The 17,664-nt window shown below is 60.6% G+C and carries 15 protein-coding genes and 1 pseudogene; 8 read left to right on the top strand and 8 right to left on the bottom strand.

What is annotated here, in order from left to right:
• Positions 1-33: 33 nt before the first annotated feature.
• The 7 genes from KW062_RS20510 (at position 34) to KW062_RS20480 (ending at position 5,629) form a co-directional block, all read left to right on the top strand.
• On the top strand, positions 34-1,023 hold the full coding sequence (locus KW062_RS20510; RefSeq protein WP_105754500.1) for an alpha/beta fold hydrolase: 990 nt from the start codon (positions 34-36) through the stop codon (positions 1,021-1,023).
• Positions 1,024-1,218: 195 nt separating this feature from the next.
• Positions 1,219-1,710, top strand: a complete 492-nt coding sequence (gene rraA, locus KW062_RS20505; protein WP_027618040.1) for a ribonuclease E activity regulator RraA — start codon at positions 1,219-1,221, stop codon at positions 1,708-1,710.
• Positions 1,711-1,733: 23 nt separating this feature from the next.
• Positions 1,734-2,729, top strand: a complete 996-nt coding sequence (locus KW062_RS20500; protein ID WP_027618039.1) for a zinc transporter ZntB — start codon at positions 1,734-1,736, stop codon at positions 2,727-2,729.
• 63 nt (positions 2,730-2,792) lie between these two features.
• Positions 2,793-3,038, top strand: a complete 246-nt coding sequence (locus tag KW062_RS20495) for a hypothetical protein (RefSeq protein ID WP_027618038.1) — start codon at positions 2,793-2,795, stop codon at positions 3,036-3,038.
• A 2-nt stretch (positions 3,039-3,040) separates the two neighbouring features.
• Positions 3,041-3,865, top strand: a complete 825-nt coding sequence (locus KW062_RS20490) for a mechanosensitive ion channel family protein (protein WP_007916401.1) — start codon at positions 3,041-3,043, stop codon at positions 3,863-3,865.
• Between the two features lie 91 nt (positions 3,866-3,956).
• The gene (gene sigX / locus KW062_RS20485; RefSeq protein ID WP_017337463.1) at positions 3,957-4,547 is read left to right on the top strand and encodes an RNA polymerase sigma factor SigX; all 591 of its coding nucleotides are present in this window, start codon (positions 3,957-3,959) and stop codon (positions 4,545-4,547) included.
• 107 nt (positions 4,548-4,654) lie between these two features.
• Positions 4,655-5,629, top strand: a complete 975-nt coding sequence (locus KW062_RS20480) for an OmpA family protein (protein ID WP_105754501.1) — start codon at positions 4,655-4,657, stop codon at positions 5,627-5,629.
• A 63-nt stretch (positions 5,630-5,692) separates the two neighbouring features.
• On the opposite strand, the gene cobA is transcribed toward KW062_RS20480, so the two are convergent.
• The 7 genes and pseudogenes from cobA to KW062_RS20445 all read right to left on the bottom strand — a co-directional run bounded on the left by cobA (position 5,693) and on the right by KW062_RS20445 (position 15,613).
• The gene (cobA, locus tag KW062_RS20475) at positions 5,693-6,454 is read right to left on the bottom strand and encodes a uroporphyrinogen-III C-methyltransferase (protein ID WP_051550494.1); all 762 of its coding nucleotides are present in this window, start codon (positions 6,452-6,454) and stop codon (positions 5,693-5,695) included.
• Positions 6,455-6,464: 10 nt separating this feature from the next.
• Complete coding sequence (locus KW062_RS20470; RefSeq protein ID WP_105754502.1) at positions 6,465-9,182, bottom strand: nitrate reductase; 2,718 nt, start codon at positions 9,180-9,182, stop codon at positions 6,465-6,467.
• A gap of 26 nt (positions 9,183-9,208) precedes the next feature.
• Positions 9,209-10,408, bottom strand: a pseudogene (locus KW062_RS20465) (NAD(P)/FAD-dependent oxidoreductase); the annotation flags it as partial.
• 289 nt (positions 10,409-10,697) lie between these two features.
• Positions 10,698-12,362 carry a bifunctional protein-serine/threonine kinase/phosphatase gene (locus KW062_RS20460; protein ID WP_105754504.1) on the bottom strand — a complete coding sequence of 555 codons (1,665 nt, stop codon included), beginning with the start codon at positions 12,360-12,362 and terminating at the stop codon, positions 10,698-10,700.
• Between the two features lie 7 nt (positions 12,363-12,369).
• The gene (locus KW062_RS20455; protein WP_105754505.1) at positions 12,370-13,581 is read right to left on the bottom strand and encodes a nitrate/nitrite transporter; all 1,212 of its coding nucleotides are present in this window, start codon (positions 13,579-13,581) and stop codon (positions 12,370-12,372) included.
• A gap of 226 nt (positions 13,582-13,807) precedes the next feature.
• Entirely contained in the window at positions 13,808-14,386 is a 579-nt protein-coding gene (locus KW062_RS20450) for an ANTAR domain-containing response regulator (RefSeq protein WP_105754506.1), read from the bottom strand.
• A 15-nt stretch (positions 14,387-14,401) separates the two neighbouring features.
• Entirely contained in the window at positions 14,402-15,613 is a 1,212-nt protein-coding gene (locus tag KW062_RS20445; protein WP_105754507.1) for a CmpA/NrtA family ABC transporter substrate-binding protein, read from the bottom strand.
• Between the two features lie 209 nt (positions 15,614-15,822).
• Between KW062_RS20445 and KW062_RS20440 the strand changes: the two genes are divergently transcribed.
• A complete protein-coding gene (locus KW062_RS20440) occupies positions 15,823-16,842 on the top strand; it encodes a quinone-dependent dihydroorotate dehydrogenase (RefSeq protein ID WP_027618031.1) in 1,020 nt (339 codons plus the stop codon).
• A gap of 126 nt (positions 16,843-16,968) precedes the next feature.
• Here the strand turns inward: KW062_RS20440 and rmf are convergent, their stop codons facing one another.
• Entirely contained in the window at positions 16,969-17,184 is a 216-nt protein-coding gene (gene rmf, locus KW062_RS20435; protein WP_003223300.1) for a ribosome modulation factor, read from the bottom strand.
• Between the last annotated feature and the right edge of the window lie 480 nt (positions 17,185-17,664).

The raw sequence follows: 17,664 nt of genomic DNA, 5'->3' as shown, positions 1-17,664 counted from the left end.
TCTGGACGCCGCCCTTTTTTGTGCAAGAAGAATATGCAAAGCAGCAGTAACCTGTTTCCTGTCGCCTTGATCAGCGCCGAACGTCGTGGCGATCTGAGCGAGGACGTCTATCGCCTGAAACCGGGCAACAGCCCGGATGGCACCGTCGAGATCGCGGTCACCCGCCTGGGCATGGCCGACGAACCCGCATTGCGCGGCGTTCCGGTGATCTTGCTGCACGGCAGTTTTTCCAACCGGCGGTTCTGGTTTTCCCCCAAGGGCCTTGGATTGGGCGCGTACCTGGCGCGCGCCGGTTTCGATGTGTGGATTCCGGAAATGCGCGGCCATGGCCTGTCGCAGCGCAATCAGCAATACCGCAAGAACCGTGTTGCCGACTACGCCCGCTACGACCTGCCGGCCATCGCCGCGTTCGTTTGCGAGCAGAGCGGCCAGGCGCCGCACTGGATCGGTCACTCCCTGGGCGGCATCACACTGGCTGCTGCCTTGGGCGGGCAATACCTGACCGAAACCGAGGTCGCCAGTGCGGCGTTTTTCGGCACTCAGGTCAGCCGCACCTACTGGCCGTTGAAAATCCCTCCGGTGGAGTGGAGCGGGCGCTTCATTCTCAAGCGTTTCGCGCAACTGTCGGGTTCACGCCTCAAGCGCGGCCCGGAAGACGAACCGATCGGCCTGGCCATCGAAAGCATGCGTTGGTACGGCTTGTTCGGTCGCTTTGGCGATGCCGACAAGGACTGGTGGGCCGGCCTCGCCGAGGTCACAGTGCCGGTATTGGCGGTCAGTGCCAGCAACGATCACCAGGATCCGGACTGGGCTTGTCGCAAACTGTTCGCGCAGATCGGCTCGGCGCACAAGCAGTTCGTGTGCCTGGGCCGTGAGCAAGGCTTTGCCGACAACTTCGGGCATGTCGAAATGCTCGTCAGCAAGGCCGCGCAAGCCGAGGTCTGGCCGCTGGTTCAACGTTGGCTGGCGAATCCGCAGGCGCCGCTGCTGGCAAATACTGCCGATCTTGCCGCTGTCAGCTGAACCGGAGGCTCTGACAAGGGCGTTTCGCTTCGGGTAGCCAGCGGTTAAGATATGACGAATTGAGCTTTTCTGGTCACTTTAAGTGGCGATGTGATCCTGGTGTTCGTGATAAATGCGCGTTAAACCACACCCCTCGGCGCTCGTTTCATTTATCGTGACAGCCTCGGTTGTCTTCCTCTTTACAGGAGTTTTTCGATGAATCATTACATCACTCCCGACTTGTGCGATGCCTACCCGGAACTGGTGCAGGTGCTGGAGCCCATGTTCAGCAATTTTGGCGGCCGTGATTCCTTCGGCGGCGAAATCGTGACCATCAAGTGTTTTGAAGACAACTCGCGGGTCAAGGAACAGGCTGAACTGGATGGCAAGGGCAAGGTGCTGGTGGTCGATGGCGGTGGTTCCCTGCGTTGCGCGCTGCTGGGCGACATGATCGCCGAGAAAGCCGCGAAAAACGGTTGGGAAGGCCTGGTGATCTACGGCTGCATCCGCGATGTCGACGTGATCGCGCAAACCGACCTCGGGGTGCAGGCGCTCGCCAGCCATCCGAAGAAGACCGACCGTCGCGGTCTCGGTGAGATGAATGTCCCGGTGACCTTCGCCGGTATCACCTTCCATCCGGGTCAGTACATTTATGCGGACAACAACGGCGTGATCGTCTCGCCAAGCCCGCTGAAAATGCCTGAATAAACACTGAGCAGACAGGGGTAAGGATGTTCGAGGAAGAAAACGCGCAGTGGGGGCTGGTTCACGCCCTGGTGCTGGATGGCAAAGGCGGTGCGCGTTCGATTGCCCGGACTGAACTCGATGACCTGCAACTGCAGGCCCACGAAAGCCTTTGGCTGCACTGGGATCGCAGTCACCCGCAGACCCAGACCTGGCTGCGTAAATCCAGCGGCCTGAGTGAGTTCAGCTGCGACCTGCTGCTCGAAGAAAACACCCGGCCGCGCCTGTTGGCGCTGCCGGACGCCGAGTTGCTGCTGTTTCTGCGCGGGGTCAACCTCAATCCGGGCGCCGAGCCGGAAGATATGGTCTCGGTGCGCATCTTCGCCTCCGCCCAGCGGGTCATTTCCCTGCGTTTGCGGCCCTTGCGCGCCACCGACGAATTGTTGGTGCATCTGGCAGAGGGCAAGGGGCCTAAAACCACCTCCGAACTTATCCTCTATATGGCGCAGTTCCTTACCCACAAGGTGCAGGATCTGGTGGGCGACCTCTCGGAAGTGGTCGATGAGGAAGAAGAAAAACTGGATGCCGACGAACGGTATGCCCCGGAGCATGGCTCTATTCTGCAGATCCGTCGCCGGGCCGCCGGGCTCAAGCGATTTCTGGCTCCGCAGCGGGATATTTTCGGTCAGTTGACGCGGATCAAACTGCCCTGGTTCGTCGAAGATGACGGCGACTACTGGAACGAATTGAACAACAGCCTGACCCGATATCTCGAAGAGCTGGAATTGACTCGAGAGCGCGTGGGGCTGGTGCTGGAGGCCGAAGACCGGCGTCTTTCGGTGAAGATGAATCGCACGATGTACCGCTTCGGAATCATCACCGGAATCTTTTTGCCGATGAGTTTTCTGACCGGTCTGCTGGGTATCAACGTTGGTGGCATTCCGTTTTCCGCGAGCCCCTATGGCTTTTTGATTGCCTGCCTGCTGATGGTCTCCGTGGCGCTTGGCCAGTGGTGGTTGTTCCGGCGTTTGCGTTGGGTATGAAGGCGCGTCATGTGACCCGAAGAAATTTGATCGCGTCTTTCACAGATATCACGAGAGGTGCGTATGCACGATCCGTTTGAACAGTCTTTGCGTGACATGCTCCAGGCGTCTCCGTCCACTCGCGACGATGATGCGTGCCTGGGGCGTGTGCTAAAAACCGCCAACCGCCAGGTCGGCGCCGGTGACCTGTTCAGCCTGTTGGGCCGCTGGCTGCCCGCGCTGATGATCGCCCTGAATAACGGATCGGCCCATGTCTCGCCGGTTTCCCGTCGTAAACCCTCTGCTCGCACTGCTGATAAGGCTGATTGAATATGGAACTTGATCTCTGGACTCAGAGCCTCGTCACGGCAATGACCGCCTTGTGGACCAAAGTAGCGAACTTTATTCCCAACCTGTTCGGCGCCCTGGTGGTGCTGTTGCTGGGCTTTGTCGTGGCCAAGCTGCTGGACACCTTGTTGTCCAAATTGCTGGCAAAGCTGGGCCTGGATCGCCTGATGGGCGGGACCGGACTGACCAAGCTGATGTCCCGCGCAGGGCTGCAGGTGCCGATCTCGACCTTGATCGGCAAGATCGTTTATTGGTTCGTTTTACTAATTTTTTTGGTTTCAGCCGCCGAATCCCTTGGCTTGGAGCGAGTTTCGGCTACGCTCGACATGCTTGCGTTGTATTTGCCGAAAGTATTCGGCGCCGCGCTGGTGTTGCTGGTGGGGGTTTTGCTGGCGCAACTGGCCAATGGCCTGGTGCGCGGCGCCGCTGAAGGGGTAGGTCTGGATTACGCGTCGGGCCTTGGGCGAATTGCCCAGGGGCTGGTGATCATCATCAGTATTTCGGTGGCGATCAGCCAGTTGGAGGTCAAGACTGACCTGCTCAACCACGTCATCGTCATCGTTTTGATAACCGTTGGTCTGGCTGTTGCATTGGCCATGGGATTGGGGAGCCGGGAAATCGCCGGTCAGATTCTCGCGGGAATTTATGTGCGTGAACTGTATCAGGTTGGGCAACAAGTGCGTGTTGGCGAGGTCGAAGGGCAGATCGAAGAGATCGGCACGGTTAAAACTACATTGCTGACTGATGAGGGTGAGCTAGTCTCACTGTCGAATCGGATCCTCTTGGAGCAGCATGTTAGTAGCCGCTAACCCGGCAAACCCTGCTAATGTATGCCGCCGCAAAATGCCCGATACCCTCGGGCTGCGGTGGACATTGACCTGACTGTCGGCCCGACTTGTTTTGAATAAAGCCCAATCGCTATCCACGCGCTACGACCCCCGCGAGCTCTCTGATGAGGAGTTGGTCGCGCGCTCGCACACCGAGCTGTTTCACGTAACGCGCGCTTACGAAGAGCTGATGCGGCGTTACCAGAGAACTTTATTTAACGTCTGTGCACGATATCTTGGGAACGATCGCGACGCGGACGATGTCTGTCAGGAAGTGATGCTCAAGGTCCTGTACGGTCTGAAGAACTTCGAGGGCAAATCGAAGTTCAAGACATGGCTATATAGCATCACGTACAACGAGTGCATCACACAGTATCGAAAGGAACGGCGAAAGCGTCGCTTGATGGACGCTTTGAGTCTGGACCCCCTCGAGGAAGCGTCTGAAGAAAAGGCGCCGAAACCTGAAGAGAAGGGCGGGCTTGATCGCTGGTTGGTGTATGTGAACCCGATTGACCGGGAAATTCTGGTGCTACGATTTGTCGCAGAGCTGGAGTTTCAGGAGATCGCAGACATCATGCACATGGGTTTGAGTGCAACAAAAATGCGGTACAAACGCGCTCTAGATAAATTGCGTGAGAAATTTGCAGGCATTGCTGAAACTTAGTTCGGCGCAAATATCTCTTACGTGTAGGCAAGTTCTGATAGACTTGTCGCCGAGTTGTCCCCCGGTTTGTGGGACTGCTTTACAATCACCAGATGGGGATTTAACGGATGAAACTGAAAAACACCTTGGGCTTGGCCATTGGTTCTCTTATTGCCGCTACTTCTTTCGGCGTTCTGGCACAAGGCCAAGGCGCAGTTGAAGGCGAGCTGTTCTACAAGAAGCAGTACAACGATAGCGTCAAGCACATCGAAGACGGCTTCAACCCAGGCGCTCGTATCGGTTACTTCCTGACCGACGACGTTTCGATCGATCTGAACTACGATCAGACCCACCACACCCGTTCGAACGACGGTACTGGCAACCAGAAAATCAAAGGTGACACTGCGTCCCTGCTGGGTACCTACCACTTCGGTCAGGCTGGCGTAGATTCCCTGCGTCCATACGTTTCCGGTGGTTTCGGTCACCAGAGCCGTACCAACGTACAGGCTGACGGCCACAGCGGTCGCGATCAGACCACTCAAGCCATCATCGGTACCGGTGTTAAGTACTACTTCACCGACAACCTGTTCGCCCGTGCTGGCGTTGAAGCTGACTACGGTCTGGACAACGGCAAGTGGGACTACTCCGCCCTGGTTGGTCTGGGTGTGAACTTCGGCGGCAACGCTGGCGCAGTAGCTCCAGCTCCAGTCGTAGCACCGGCTCCAGAACCAGAGCCAGAAGCTCCGGTTGCTGAAGTTGTTCGTGTTGAGCTGGACGTCAAGTTTGACTTCGACAAATCCGTTGTTAAGCCAAACAGCTACGCTGACGTGAAAAACCTGGCTGACTTCATGAAGCAGTACCCACAGACCACCACCGTGGTTGAAGGTCACACTGACTCCGTAGGTCCAGACGCTTACAACCAGAAGCTGTCCCAGCGTCGTGCTGACGCTGTTAAGCAAGTTCTGGTTAAAGACGGCATCGACGCTAGCCGCGTTAGCTCCGTTGGTTACGGCGAATCCCGCCCAGTTGCTGACAACGCAACTGAAGCTGGCCGCGCTGTTAACCGTCGCGTAGAAGCGCAGGTTGAAGCTCAAGCTAAGTAATTAGCTTCGCAGCTCTGAAAAACCCGGCCGAGGCCGGGTTTTTCTTTGTCTGGGATTTGGGTTTTACACGGCTGCCCGGGTGCGCCAATCGTGCTCCGGCAATACATCGGCAGCGGCTATGCGAGCTGCTACTGCGCCTATTACCAGGATCGCCGGGCTTTTCAGATGAAAGCTGTGGGCGTCTTCCTGCATGTTTGCAAGATTGCTCCGACATTCGCGCTGATGCGGCAATGAGGCATTTTCAATCATGGCCACCGGCGTATCGGCCGCCATTCCACCCGTCAACAGTTGCTGACGAATGTCCGCAAGCTTGGCCACGCCCATGTAGACCACCAGTGTCGTGCCACCCTGTGCCAGGGCGCTCCAATTAAGCTCGCTGTCGTCCTGGGTATGGGCCGTCACCAGCGTCACGCCGCGGGCCACACCGCGCAGGGTCAGGGAGATATCGCATTGAGTCGCTCCCGCCAGGCCGGCGGTGATGCCATTGACCAGTTCAACGTCTATGTCGCGTTCGCGCAACCACTGCGCCTCTTCGCCACCGCGCCCGAAGATGCACGGATCACCTCCTTTGAGTCGCACCACGCATTTGCCTTGACGGGCGTAGCGCAGCATCAGGCGATGGATAAATGCCTGTGGGGTCGATCGACAACCACCGCGTTTACCCACGGCTATTACCCGTGCCTGTGGGCAATGTTCCAGCACCGCCGGATTGACCAAGTCATCGATCATCACCACATCGGCTGAGCCCAGTGCCCGCACGGCCTTGAGGGTCAGTAATTCTGGGTCACCGGGGCCAGCACCTACCAGCCAGACTTTTGCGCTCATGTTCGATTCCTCACGAGGTGATGGCTAACGGCTGCAGGTTGGCAGCCAATAGACGCTTGATTTCCGGGACGCAGGAGCCGCATTGCGTGCCGCAACCCAGTTGTTGCTTCAGTTCCTGCAGATTCAGGCCGTTTTCAATTTCGCGACACACCGCGCCCTGACTGACGTTTTTGCAGTTACAGAGAATTTTCTGCGCGCCTGACACGCCACTGGTGCTGCCAGGCGCGGCACTCAACGGCGCCAACAACCAGCGCCGCAGTTGCTCGTCGACACGCCCTTCGAGCCAGAGATCCTGCAGCCAATATTGGGCGAGGGTTTCGCCCGCCAGGCGGATCGCGGTGATGCGTCCCTGTTCGATACGCACTCGTTTGCCGATTGAGCGTTGCGGGTCGTCATAGGCCAGCACGGGTCCGTCGATGAGGCCCAAGTGGTGATCGATCTCCTGCAAGCGTTGCAGGTCCGGTGCCTGAGTGTTGGCCGCGCGTATCAGCAGCGCCGGGCGTTCACGTCCGGCAAGGCTGAGGCTGACGTAGGCAAAGTCTTCGCACAGCGGTCGCAACGCCTCAAAGTGTCGTTGAACGTCACCCTCCACCAGGGCAAACAGCTTCCACGCCAGCGCAACGGGCTCGATGCGCACTCCGCTGTGCTTCAATTCCGGTTGTTTGGACAGCGGGTCGAACGCCGGCTGGGTCAGGGCATTCACTCCGCCCTTGAGAAAGCGATCGCCCCAGTGCATGGGCAGAAAAGCCTGGCCCGGTCGCACGCTGTCGTCGGCGCCGACCGCCACAATCACGCTGCCTCGACGACTCTTCAGGCTGACCAGGTCGCCACTGCTCAGGTGATGCTCGCGCAGGTCGTCCGGATGCAGGCTCAACAGCGCTTCGCTGACATGTCCGAACAATTGCGCCGCGGTGCCGGTGCGACTCATGCCGTGCCATTGATCGCGCAGGCGGCCGGTCATCAGGGTCAGCGGGTAATGCGCGTCACGCTGTTCCCTGGCGGCGCGGTAAGGCTCGGTCATGAACCGTGCGCGGCCGTTGGCGGTCGGGAAGATCCCGTCGGTGTAAAGGCGTGGCGTACCGCTGACGGCCCCTTGAGGGAACGGCCATTGTTGCGGGCCCAGGCGGTCGATCAGGGCGTGGCTGATACCCGACAGGTCGAGGTCGCGACCCTGGGTCAGGTGCTTGAACTCGTCGAATAGCTGCATTGGATGCTCGAACGCAAACAGGCTGGGTTGACCTTGACGTAGCTGTTTCTCCAGACGTTGAGCGAAATCTACGGTAATTGCCCAATCCGCGCGTGCTTCACCTGGCGGGGTTATGGCTCGGCGCACGTGAGAAATGCGCCGTTCGGAGTTGGTCACCGTGCCTTCTTTTTCGCCCCAACTGGCGGCGGGCAGCAACAGGTCGGCAAAGGGTGCGGTTTCGGTGGTGCGGAAGGCTTCCTGCAGGACCAAAAAGGGGCACGCCTCAAGGGCGGCACGCACATTGTGTTGGTCAGGCAGGGACTGCGCCGGGTTGGTGCAGGCGATCCACAGGGCTTTGATTTGTCCGTTGCGGACCTGCTCGAACAATTCGATGGCGCTCAGCCCCGGGCTGTCGGGCAGGCTATCGACTCCCCAATAGTCTGCGACTTCGGTGCGATGCTCAGGGTTGGCCGCATCGCGATGGCCCGGTAACAGGTTCGACAGGCTGCCGGTTTCGCGACCGCCCATGGCATTTGGCTGACCCGTCAGCGAGAAAGGTCCGGCGCCAGGGCGGCCGATTTGCCCTGTGGCCAGGTGCAGATTGATCAGTGCGCTGTTTTTTGCACTGCCGGCGGTGGACTGATTCAGGCCCATGCACCACAGCGACAGGAAGCTCGGCGAAGTCCCAATCCACTCGGCACATTGCTGCAGTTGCTCGACACTGATGTCGCACAGTTGCGCGACCATTCCCGGGGTGTAATCGCGCACCAGGTTTTTCAGCTCCGCCAGACCCTCGGTGTGGCTCTCGATGAAACTGCGGTCGATCCAGTCTTCCCACAGCAGCAGGTGCAGTATTCCGTGAAACAGAGCGACATCGGAGCCCGGTGCAATTGCCAGGTGCAAATCGGCCAGGTCGCAGGTGTCGGTGCGTCGCGGGTCGATGACGATGATCTTCATCTGCGGACGGCGCGCCTTGGCCTGCTCCAAACGGCGAAACAGCACGGGGTGGGCGTAGGCCATGTTGCTGCCGACGATCATCACGCAATCGCTCAGCTCAAGGTCTTCATAGCTGCAGGGCGGGGCGTCGGCGCCGAGGCTGCGCTTATAGCCGACCACGGCCGAGGACATGCACAGGCGCGAGTTGCTGTCGATGTTGTTGGTGCCCACCAGCGCCCGGGCGAGTTTGTTGAAGGCGTAATAGTCCTCCGTCAGCAGTTGCCCCGAAATATAGAACGCGACACTGTCAGGACCATGCTCCGCGATGGTCCGGGCAAACACCGTAGCGGCGTGGTCGAGGGCGCTGTCCCAGTCGGCGCGGCTGCGAGCCAGGCCCTTGCCCAGACGCAATTCGGGATACAGGGCACGGGCTGCGTGGTCGCCCGTCAGGTGCAGGGTCGAGCCCTTGCTGCACAGCTTGCCGAAGTTGGCCGGGTGCGTTGGATCGCCACTGACGCCGAGGATGTGTTCGCCGTCGTGTTCGATCAGCACGCCGCAGCCAACCCCGCAGTAGCAGCAGGTCGAGGCAGTTGTCTGACGGTTCATCAGCATGCTTCCTGCACTGCCAGCGTGTCGCCAAACATCAGGTGATCACGGATCTGCCGGATGTTGCAGTTTTCGCGGATCTGCTGGAAGTACCAACTGCCGTCGGCGGTGTCGCCGTATAGGCAGGCGCCCACCAGCACGTCATCCTTGATTACCAGCTTCTTGTAGATGCCGCCGATGGGGTCACGCAGGGTGATGGTCTCGGTGCCTTCGTCACCCTTGAAGTCGCCGGCGGAGAACAGGTCGATGCCGGTGACTTTCAATTTGGTCGAGGTGACCGAGCCCGGGTAACGGGCATAGCCCAACTGCGCGAGGTGATTGGCGCAGACCTTGGCCTGCTCGAACAGCGGCGCCACCAGGCCGTAGGCGATGCCGCGATGACTGGCGCATTCGCCGATCGCGTAAATCCGAGGATCGTAGGTTTGCAGGGTGTCGTTGACCAGGATTCCGCGGTTGCAGGGCAGACCGGCTTTTTCCGCGAGTTCGGTGGCGGGGCGGATGCCGGCAGCCATCACCACCAAATCGGCGGGAATCACCTCGCCATTCTTGAACTGCACCGAGCCGACCCGGCCGTTGCCGGCATCGTGCAGGGCCTGGGTCTGCTCGCTCAGGCGAAAGTGCAGGCCACGCTGCTCCAGTGCGGCTTGCAGCAATTGGCCGCTGGTCTGGTCCAGTTGCCGTTCCAGCAGCCATTCGCCGATGTGCACCACGGTCACGTGCATGCCGCGCAGCATCAGACCGTTGGCCGCTTCGAGACCGAGCAGGCCGCCACCGATGACGACCGCGTGGGTGTGGGTTCTGGCGGTGTCGATCATCGCCTGGGTGTCGGCGATGTCGCGGTAGCCGATCACACCCTGCAGGGTATTGCCGGGGATTGGCAGCATGAACGGGATCGAACCGGTGGCGATCAGCAGGCGGTCGTATTCGGCTTCGGTGCCGTCCTCGGCAATCACCCGGCGCTTGATGCGGTCGATTTCCACCACTTTTCGGTTGAGCAGCAACTTGATGTTGTGGTCCTGGTACCAGTTCAGGTCGTTGAGCACGATCTCGTCGAAGGTCTGCTCGCCGGCCAGCACCGGCGACAGCAAGACGCGGTTGTAGTTGGCATGGGGCTCGGCACCGAAGACGGTGATGTCATACAGTTCGTTGCTCAGCTTGAGCAGTTCTTCGAGCGTGCGGACCCCGGCCATACCGTTGCCGATCATCACCAGTTTGAGTTTTTTCATCAGGTTCTCCGCAAGCCCTGTACCTGGCTCGATGTTTTTCGCGCAAACAAAAAAAGGCGTCCCGCCAGTTACCTGGCGAGGACACCTTTGTCCTGGGCCCGTTCTATCGGGCGGCCTGGCCTCCAACGTTGGAGACCGGGCGTTATGTATGTTGAGAGGATTAATGCAGCGGTTGTGCCAAGTCAGGGCAAGCGCGCAATCAGCGGCCTGCAGGCGACCTGAGCAGGTGAAGAGGCGTGCAGATGTGCACCGATTGAAGGCAGTGCGCACGGTGATGGCGCAGCGGGTTTCAGCCGTGGAACAGGGCGAACAACAGCAGCAGGTTGCTCAGCAGTGAGATCAGGGCCAGGGTGCGCCAGACCTTCAGCGGTTCGCGTTCGAGCAACGGCCGTGGCCGGGCGCTCAGGCTGCGGCGTTCGCCTTGCTCAAGCACCAGCAGCCATTCTTCGGCGGTTTCATAGCGCTCAGTCGGGTCGGCATTGACCCCGCGCTCCAGGCTCTGGCCCAGCCAGTCCGGGAGATCGGGCCGATAGCGCTGAGCGCTGACCGGCACGCCGAACCGTGGGCGCTGGAAGGCTTCGATCTCACCGTAGGGATAGTGTCCGGTGGCCAGGTAATACAGGGTCACGCCAACGGCATACAGGTCCTGCTGGGCTGTAGGAGCGTCGCCGTTGAAGGCTTCCGGAGCGATGTAGCTGGGGGTGCCGGGCAGCTGGTTGGAGGGATCGGCGGACAGCCCCGGACAATAGGCCAAACCAAAGTCCAGCAGGCGCAACTCGCCGTCAGCCGCCAGCAGCAGATTCTCCGGTTTGATATCGCGGTGCAGGATCTGTCGTCGATGGAGCATGCCCACCGCACGCAGCAAGCGCTCGGCCAACGCCCGCCATTGTTCGATGGGCAACGGTCCGTGCTCGCTGAACCGTTGCGCCAGGGTCTGGCCGGGGTATTCGCGCATCACGTAGTACAGGTGCTGACGCTGGGTCGCCGGATGAATTTCCGGGAAGCTGCGACCGGCAACCCGTTTGAGAAACCATTCCTCGGACAACAAGGCCTGGGCTGCCGCCGGGTCTTTACCCATTGGCAAGGTCTTCAACAGCCAGGGTTGCTGCTGGCTGTCGCGTACTCGATAAAGCAAGGATTGCTGGCTTTGTCCCAACAGGCATTCTACCTGCCAGCCCTCGAACGGCTGACCTGGCTTGAGCGGCGGCGGCAACGGCCATTGTTGTAAGTGAATCAGCGCATCGCCGATGCTCGCTTCTCCGAGGGCATCGACCCGCACCAGCAAGGCGCTGGCATTGTCCTGACTGCCGGCCAGGTGCGCGGCGTTGACCAGGGTCTGCGCGGCGCTGTCAAGGTTGGGTTGGTCGCGCAGGATGGCGGCGATGGCGGTGTCGCCCAGCGTCGCCCAGACACCGTCGCTGAGCAGCACGAAGCATTCGCCGGCGCGCAGTTCGCCATCGAGGAAATCCAGCACCAGGTGTTGATCCAGGCCCAGGGCACGCTTGAGCACATGCTGCATGCCCGGTTGTTCCCAGACGTGATCCTCACTGATGCGCTGCAACTGCCCGGCGTGCCAGCGGTAGACCCGGCAATCGCCGACATGGGCCAGGGTGAAGCGTTGCCCGCGCAACACCAGCGCGCTGACCGTGGTCAACAGCGGCAAGCCGCCGCCGTTGGCCTGCAACCAGCGGTTCTGCGCCAGCAGCAGGCGGTCCAGGGACTGCGCGACACCCCAGGTCTGCGGCGTCGCGTAGTAGTCCAGCGCGAGCGCCTGCAGGGTGGTGCGCGCCGCGAGTCCGCCGTCGGCGCATTGGCTGACGCCGTCGGCGATGGCAAACAGAAAGCCCTTGCTGGCGGCGATGTCAGCGGTCGGCGTCACCAGGCGCAGGGCGTCCTGGTTTTCCTCCCGTGGACCGATGGCGCTGGCCTCGGCAAAACTCAGTTGCAGACTCATCGATTGATCAGACCCGCGCCGCGGTCACGGCCGCCGAGCCCCAAGTGGTTCTCCAGCGACGCTTGACGCCATGCAGGCCAAACCAGGCGAGCACGCCGAGGCTGGCGAACAGCCACAGGGCCAACTGATAGCTGCCGGTACTCTGTTTGATCGCGCCCATGCCTGCGGCGAGAGCAAAGCCGCCAATGCCGCCGGCCATGCCGATCAGCCCGGTCATCACCCCGATCTCGCGACGAAAACGTTGCGGGACCAGTTGGAACACCGCGCCATTGCCGGCACCGAGACCGAGCATGGTGCAGACGAACAGTGCCAGTGCCGCGTAGGAATTAGGCAGGTTGAAGCCCACGGCCGCGATGCAGATGACGGCTACGCTGTACATCAGCAGCAGGGTGCGGATGCCGCCGAAGCGATCCGCCAGCGCGCCGCCGAAGGGGCGCATCAGGCTGCCGCCGAACACGCAGGCCGCGGTGTAGTAGCCGGCAGTCACCGGGCTCAGGCCGTACTGGTCGTTGAAGTAGCCGGGCAGGGCGCTGGCCAGGCCGATAAAACCGCCGAAGGTCACGCTGTAGAAGAACATGAACCACCAGCTGTCACGATCGCCCAGGGCCTTGAAGTAGTCGGCCATCGATTTGGCTTTCGGCCGCTCTGGGGCGTTTTTTGCCAGCCAGGCAAAGATCACCAGAGTCAGGATCAGCGGAATCAGGGCGAAGCCGAAGACATTGCCCCAGCCAAACGCCGCCGCCAGCAGCGGAGCGATCAAGGCCGCCAGGACCGTACCGGAGTTTCCGGCACCGGCAATGCCCATGGCCTTGCCCTGGTGCTGCGGCGGGTACCACTGCGAGGCCAGGGGCAGGGCAACGGCGAACGAGGCGCCGGCCATGCCCAGGAACACCCCGAGCAGCAAGGCTTGTTCGTAGCTGTGGATGCCCAGCTTCCAGGCGCCGAACAGTGCACAGATGACGATCACCTGGCCGATCAGCCCGGCGGTTTTCGGCGACAGGCGGTCGGCCAGCAAGCCCATCACGAAGCGCAGCACGGCACCGGCGAGGATCGGCGTGGCGACCATCAAGCCGCGCTGTTGAGTGGTCAACTGCAGGTCGGCGGCGATTTGCACCGCCAGCGGGCCGAGTAGGTACCAGACCATGAAGCTCAGGTCGAAGTACAGGAAGGCCGCGAACAGAGTCGGGGTATGGCCGGATTTCCAGAAGCTTGAATTCATCGCGCACCTCAGCGGTTAAAAAGGGAGTCGTGAGCTTTGCGGTGGGGCGCCACAACGGCCGCACCACCGGCCCCGGGCTCTGGGGCCAAAACGAAAAAAACGCCGCAACCCGCTGCGCTTGCGCGTAAGGGGTGTGCGACGTCGTTGTCGTAGGTGGGGCAACCGCCGTTGGTTACCTGTAAGGATTACTTAGCCAGATCTGTGCCAACAGCCCGGGCGTCAGCGGCTAACCGCCAAGCAGCTCGCTCATGGCGATGATCTGTTCGGCGACCTGAATCAGTTTCTGCTGACGGCTCATGGCCTGGCGACGCATCAGGGTGTACGCCTGCTCTTCATTGCAGTCCTTCATTTTCATCAGCAGGCCTTTGGCCAGTTCAATGCGCTTGCGCTCCGCCAGTTGCATGTCGCGGGCATGCAACTGGGCACGCAGCGCCTGGTCGCTCTCGAAACGGGCCATGGCGACATCGAGGATCGGTTGCAGGCGCGCCGCGTGAATGCCCTCGACAATGTAGGCACTGACCCCGGATTTGATCGCCTGGCGCATCACGCCGGGGTCGTGCTCGTCGGTAAACATCACGATGGGATGGGGTTGGTCGCGGCTGACCAGCACCACTTGTTCCAGCACATCGCGGCTGGGTGACTCGGTATCGATCAGAATCACGTCCGGGCGCACTGTTTCGACGCGCGCCGGCAGGTCGATGGTCAGGCCGGACTCATCGATCACGTCAAAGCCGGCCTCGATCAGCGCGGTCTTCAGGCGTCCGACTTTTTTTGCCGTGTCGTTGATCAGCAGAATACGCAACATGCTCTGGGTCTCCTGTCAGCGACTGGCGTGCCGGGGGGCGGTGTCGGCCATGGCGTGCAGCCGGAAACCGCGGGCATAGGCGGCCGGATCGGAGCCGTCCCAGACGATACCGTCAATCAGTTGGCTGCTGCGCATGTCTTGTCTGTGGCAGGGCACGCCCAGAGCGTTTGCGGCATCGTGGTACAGGTCCAGTTGCTGGACCTGACGGGCCACCTGCAGATAATCCGGGTCTTCCCGCAGCAGGCCCCAGCGACGGAATTGGGTCATGAACCACATGCCATCGCTCAGGTAAGGCTGATTCACCTCGCCGTCATTGTGAAAGCGCAGGGCATGGGGATCCTGCCAGCGGTGGCCCAGGCCATCGTCGTATTCACCGAGCAGACGCGGCTCGATGAATGCCAGCGGCGTGTCCAGGTACTCGCTGGCGCTCAGTAATTGGGCAGTGCTGCGGCGATTCTCCGGGCTTTGCTCGATGAACCGGCTGGCTTCGAGGATCGCCATCACCAGCGCCCTGGCGGTGTTGGGGTATTGCTCGACAAAGGCGCGGGTGCAGCCGAGGACTTTCTCGGGATGATCCGGCCAGATCGCCTGACTGGTGGCCATCGTGAAGCCGAGGTTCTGCTTGACCGCGCTGGCGCTCCACGGCTCACCGACGCAGAGGCCATCGATGCGGCCGGCCTGCAGGTGCGCGACCATTTGCGACGGCGGCACCACCACACTGTCGACATCCTGCAAGGGGTGAATACCCTGACTCGCCAGCCAGTAGTACAGCCACATGGCATGAGTACCGGTAGGAAAGGTTTGGGCGAAGGTCAGTTTTGAGCGACTTTGGTGCACGTGCCGATGCAGTGCTTCAGGACTGCTCACGCCCAGTGCTTGCAGGCCGTGGGAAAGATTGATGCTCTGGCCGTTCTGATTCAGGCCCATGAGCACCGCCATGTCGGTGGCAGGCGGGCCGCCGATACCCAGGTGGACCGCATAGATCAGGCCGTAAAGGCTGTGGGCGGCGTCGAGCTCGCCGCTGACCAGCTTGTCCCGCAGGTTGGCCCATGACGACTGGCGCTTGAGGTTCAGCGTCAGGCCATAGGGCTGGGCGAACCCCTGGGTGGCGGCGACCACCACCGAGGCGCAGTCACTCAAGGCCATGAAGCCCAGGTTGATCGTGGTTTTTTCCGGAGCATCACTGCCATTGACCCAGGCCAGTGGGTCGACTGTCGATTCGTTCATTGCTGGAGCACCTTGCAAAAAACTGGGGGAACGGCGCGGGCGCAATTTTTTTGCGGGCAAGCCCATTCCACAGGGACTGCGTTGCTGATAGCGCAGCGAGTGCAAGGCATATGCCATCGCCTACGGATTTGCTCGTGTGCCTCGCGTGCGGGCCCGTGCCCGGCTATAATCGCCGGCTCATTTCGCCGCCCATCGAGTCAAAACCGCCCATGTATACCCTGGCCCGCCAACTGCTGTTCAAACTCTCCCCGGAAACCTCCCACGATCTGTCTCTGGACCTGATCGGTGCGGGCGGGCGCCTGGGCCTGAACGGTTTGCTGTGCAAGGCACCGGCGTCGCTGCCGGTGACGGTCATGGGCCTGAACTTCCCGAACCCGGTGGGTCTGGCGGCTGGCCTGGACAAGAACGGCGCGGCCATCGATGGCTTCGCCCAGCTGGGTTTTGGTTTCGTCGAGATTGGTACCATCACCCCACGACCGCAGCCGGGCAATCCAAAACCACGGATTTTCCGCCTGCCGCAAGCCGAGGCGATCATCAATCGCATGGGCTTCAACAACCTCGGCGTCGATCACTTGCTGGCCCGGGTTGCCGCAGCCAAGTACAAGGGCGTACTGGGGATCAATATTGGCAAGAACTTCGATACGCCGGTCGAGCGCGCGGTCGACGATTATCTGATCTGCCTGGACAAGGTCTACGCCTACGCCAGCTATGTCACGGTCAACGTCAGCTCGCCAAACACTCCGGGCCTGCGCAGCCTGCAATTCGGTGATTCGCTCAAGCAGTTGCTCGCCGATCTGGCCGAGCGTCGTGCGGAGTTGGCCTTGCGTCACGGCAAGCATGTCCCTCTGGCGATCAAGATCGCGCCGGACATGAGCGACGAAGAAACCGCACAGGTTGCGCAAGCGCTGATCGAAACCGGTATGGATGCGGTCATCGCCACCAACACCACCCTGAGCCGCGTCGGTGTCGAAGGCATGGAACACGGTGACGAGATGGGCGGCCTGTCGGGTGCACCGGTTCGCGAAAAGAGCACCCACACCGTGACGGTACTGGCTTCGGAGCTGGGCGGTCGCCTGCCGATCATCGCTGCCGGTGGCATTACCGAGGGCAAGCACGCGGCTGAGAAAATCGCTGCGGGCGCCAGCCTGGTGCAGATCTATTCTGGCTTCATTTATAAGGGCCCGGCGTTGATCCGCGAATCGGTAGACGCTATTGCCGCGATGCGCTGAGGCTGTTTCGCAGGCATAAAAAAGGGCTCCTCGAAGGAGCCCCTGGGCCGAAGCCCGCCGTCCGGAGAGGACGTGCGTGGTTAAGACGTTAACTGCTCAAATTGTCGTGTCGGATGTGTGCCCTGATTAGCCGACGGCGTGAAGTTCGTTGAGTCTATGGATTCCCGCAGTGCCGGTCATACCGTCCCAGTTGTCGCCGCGTCCTTCTCGCCAGCCGTTAATCCAGGCTTGGCGTACCGACGGTAGAGTAAATGGGCAAAGCTCACGGGATTTGCCACCAACGCCATATTGATATCCGCGCAAAAATGCTCTTTCCAACGGATCACGCTTAAGTCTTCTCATAGGGTGTTGCCCTCACTTGTTGACTGTATGTATCGCGTCGACCCCTATCGAGGTCAGGCAGAAAACTCTGCCAATGGCGGCTCGCTGCCGGCGTGGCGAGCCAAGGTGTTGACGTCGTTGCGGCGTCAACCTGAGTTGAGTTCTAACCAATGCGTCACATGGATGGAATGATCGTTTTGTCATAAGGACGTAACGATAAAGATGTTATGGCCATAAGTAATTTGCCGCGTTTTGCCGGGGTATCGGCCAAACCCCGGTATGATCAGCCTCTTGCAGAATGATGAGGTTCATCCCTTAGTGAGAATGTCCACCTGTTGCACTCAGGTACTATTCGACGAAGGGTCGAGTTATGACATTTTGTTGCGCATAATTTTTTATCTGCCCGGGCATCTAAGCTCACTCCAGCCGGTTGGCTGGATGAGTGGCCGGGGTGGGACGGCACACTTTCGTGCCACGCGAGCGTTCTTTTAGAAAAGCGCT

It is taken from the genome of Pseudomonas fluorescens, from assembly GCF_019212185.1.
Classification (GTDB): Bacteria; Pseudomonadota; Gammaproteobacteria; order Pseudomonadales; family Pseudomonadaceae; genus Aquipseudomonas.
This window is presented reverse-complemented; position numbering and strand designations above follow the sequence as displayed.

Bases quoted from the DNA above. Each gene is read 5' to 3' on its own strand.
- KW062_RS20455 (WP_105754505.1), bottom strand. From the start codon at position 13,581: ATGAATTCAAGCTTCTGGAAATCCGGCCATACCCCGACTCTGTTCGCG.
- rmf (WP_003223300.1), bottom strand. From the start codon at position 17,184: ATGAGAAGACTTAAGCGTGATCCGTTGGAAAGAGCATTTTTGCGCGGA.
- KW062_RS20450 (WP_105754506.1), bottom strand. From the start codon at position 14,386: ATGTTGCGTATTCTGCTGATCAACGACACGGCAAAAAAAGTCGGACGC.
- KW062_RS20495 (WP_027618038.1), top strand. From the start codon at position 2,793: ATGCACGATCCGTTTGAACAGTCTTTGCGTGACATGCTCCAGGCGTCT.
- KW062_RS20440 (WP_027618031.1), top strand. From the start codon at position 15,823: ATGTATACCCTGGCCCGCCAACTGCTGTTCAAACTCTCCCCGGAAACC.
- KW062_RS20470 (WP_105754502.1), bottom strand. From the start codon at position 9,182: ATGAACCGTCAGACAACTGCCTCGACCTGCTGCTACTGCGGGGTTGGC.
- cobA (WP_051550494.1), bottom strand. From the start codon at position 6,454: ATGAGCGCAAAAGTCTGGCTGGTAGGTGCTGGCCCCGGTGACCCAGAA.
- KW062_RS20460 (WP_105754504.1), bottom strand. From the start codon at position 12,362: ATGAGTCTGCAACTGAGTTTTGCCGAGGCCAGCGCCATCGGTCCACGG.
- KW062_RS20490 (WP_007916401.1), top strand. From the start codon at position 3,041: ATGGAACTTGATCTCTGGACTCAGAGCCTCGTCACGGCAATGACCGCC.
- KW062_RS20445 (WP_105754507.1), bottom strand. From the start codon at position 15,613: ATGAACGAATCGACAGTCGACCCACTGGCCTGGGTCAATGGCAGTGAT.
- KW062_RS20500 (WP_027618039.1), top strand. From the start codon at position 1,734: ATGTTCGAGGAAGAAAACGCGCAGTGGGGGCTGGTTCACGCCCTGGTG.
- rraA (WP_027618040.1), top strand. From the start codon at position 1,219: ATGAATCATTACATCACTCCCGACTTGTGCGATGCCTACCCGGAACTG.
- KW062_RS20480 (WP_105754501.1), top strand. From the start codon at position 4,655: ATGAAACTGAAAAACACCTTGGGCTTGGCCATTGGTTCTCTTATTGCC.
- KW062_RS20510 (WP_105754500.1), top strand. From the start codon at position 34: ATGCAAAGCAGCAGTAACCTGTTTCCTGTCGCCTTGATCAGCGCCGAA.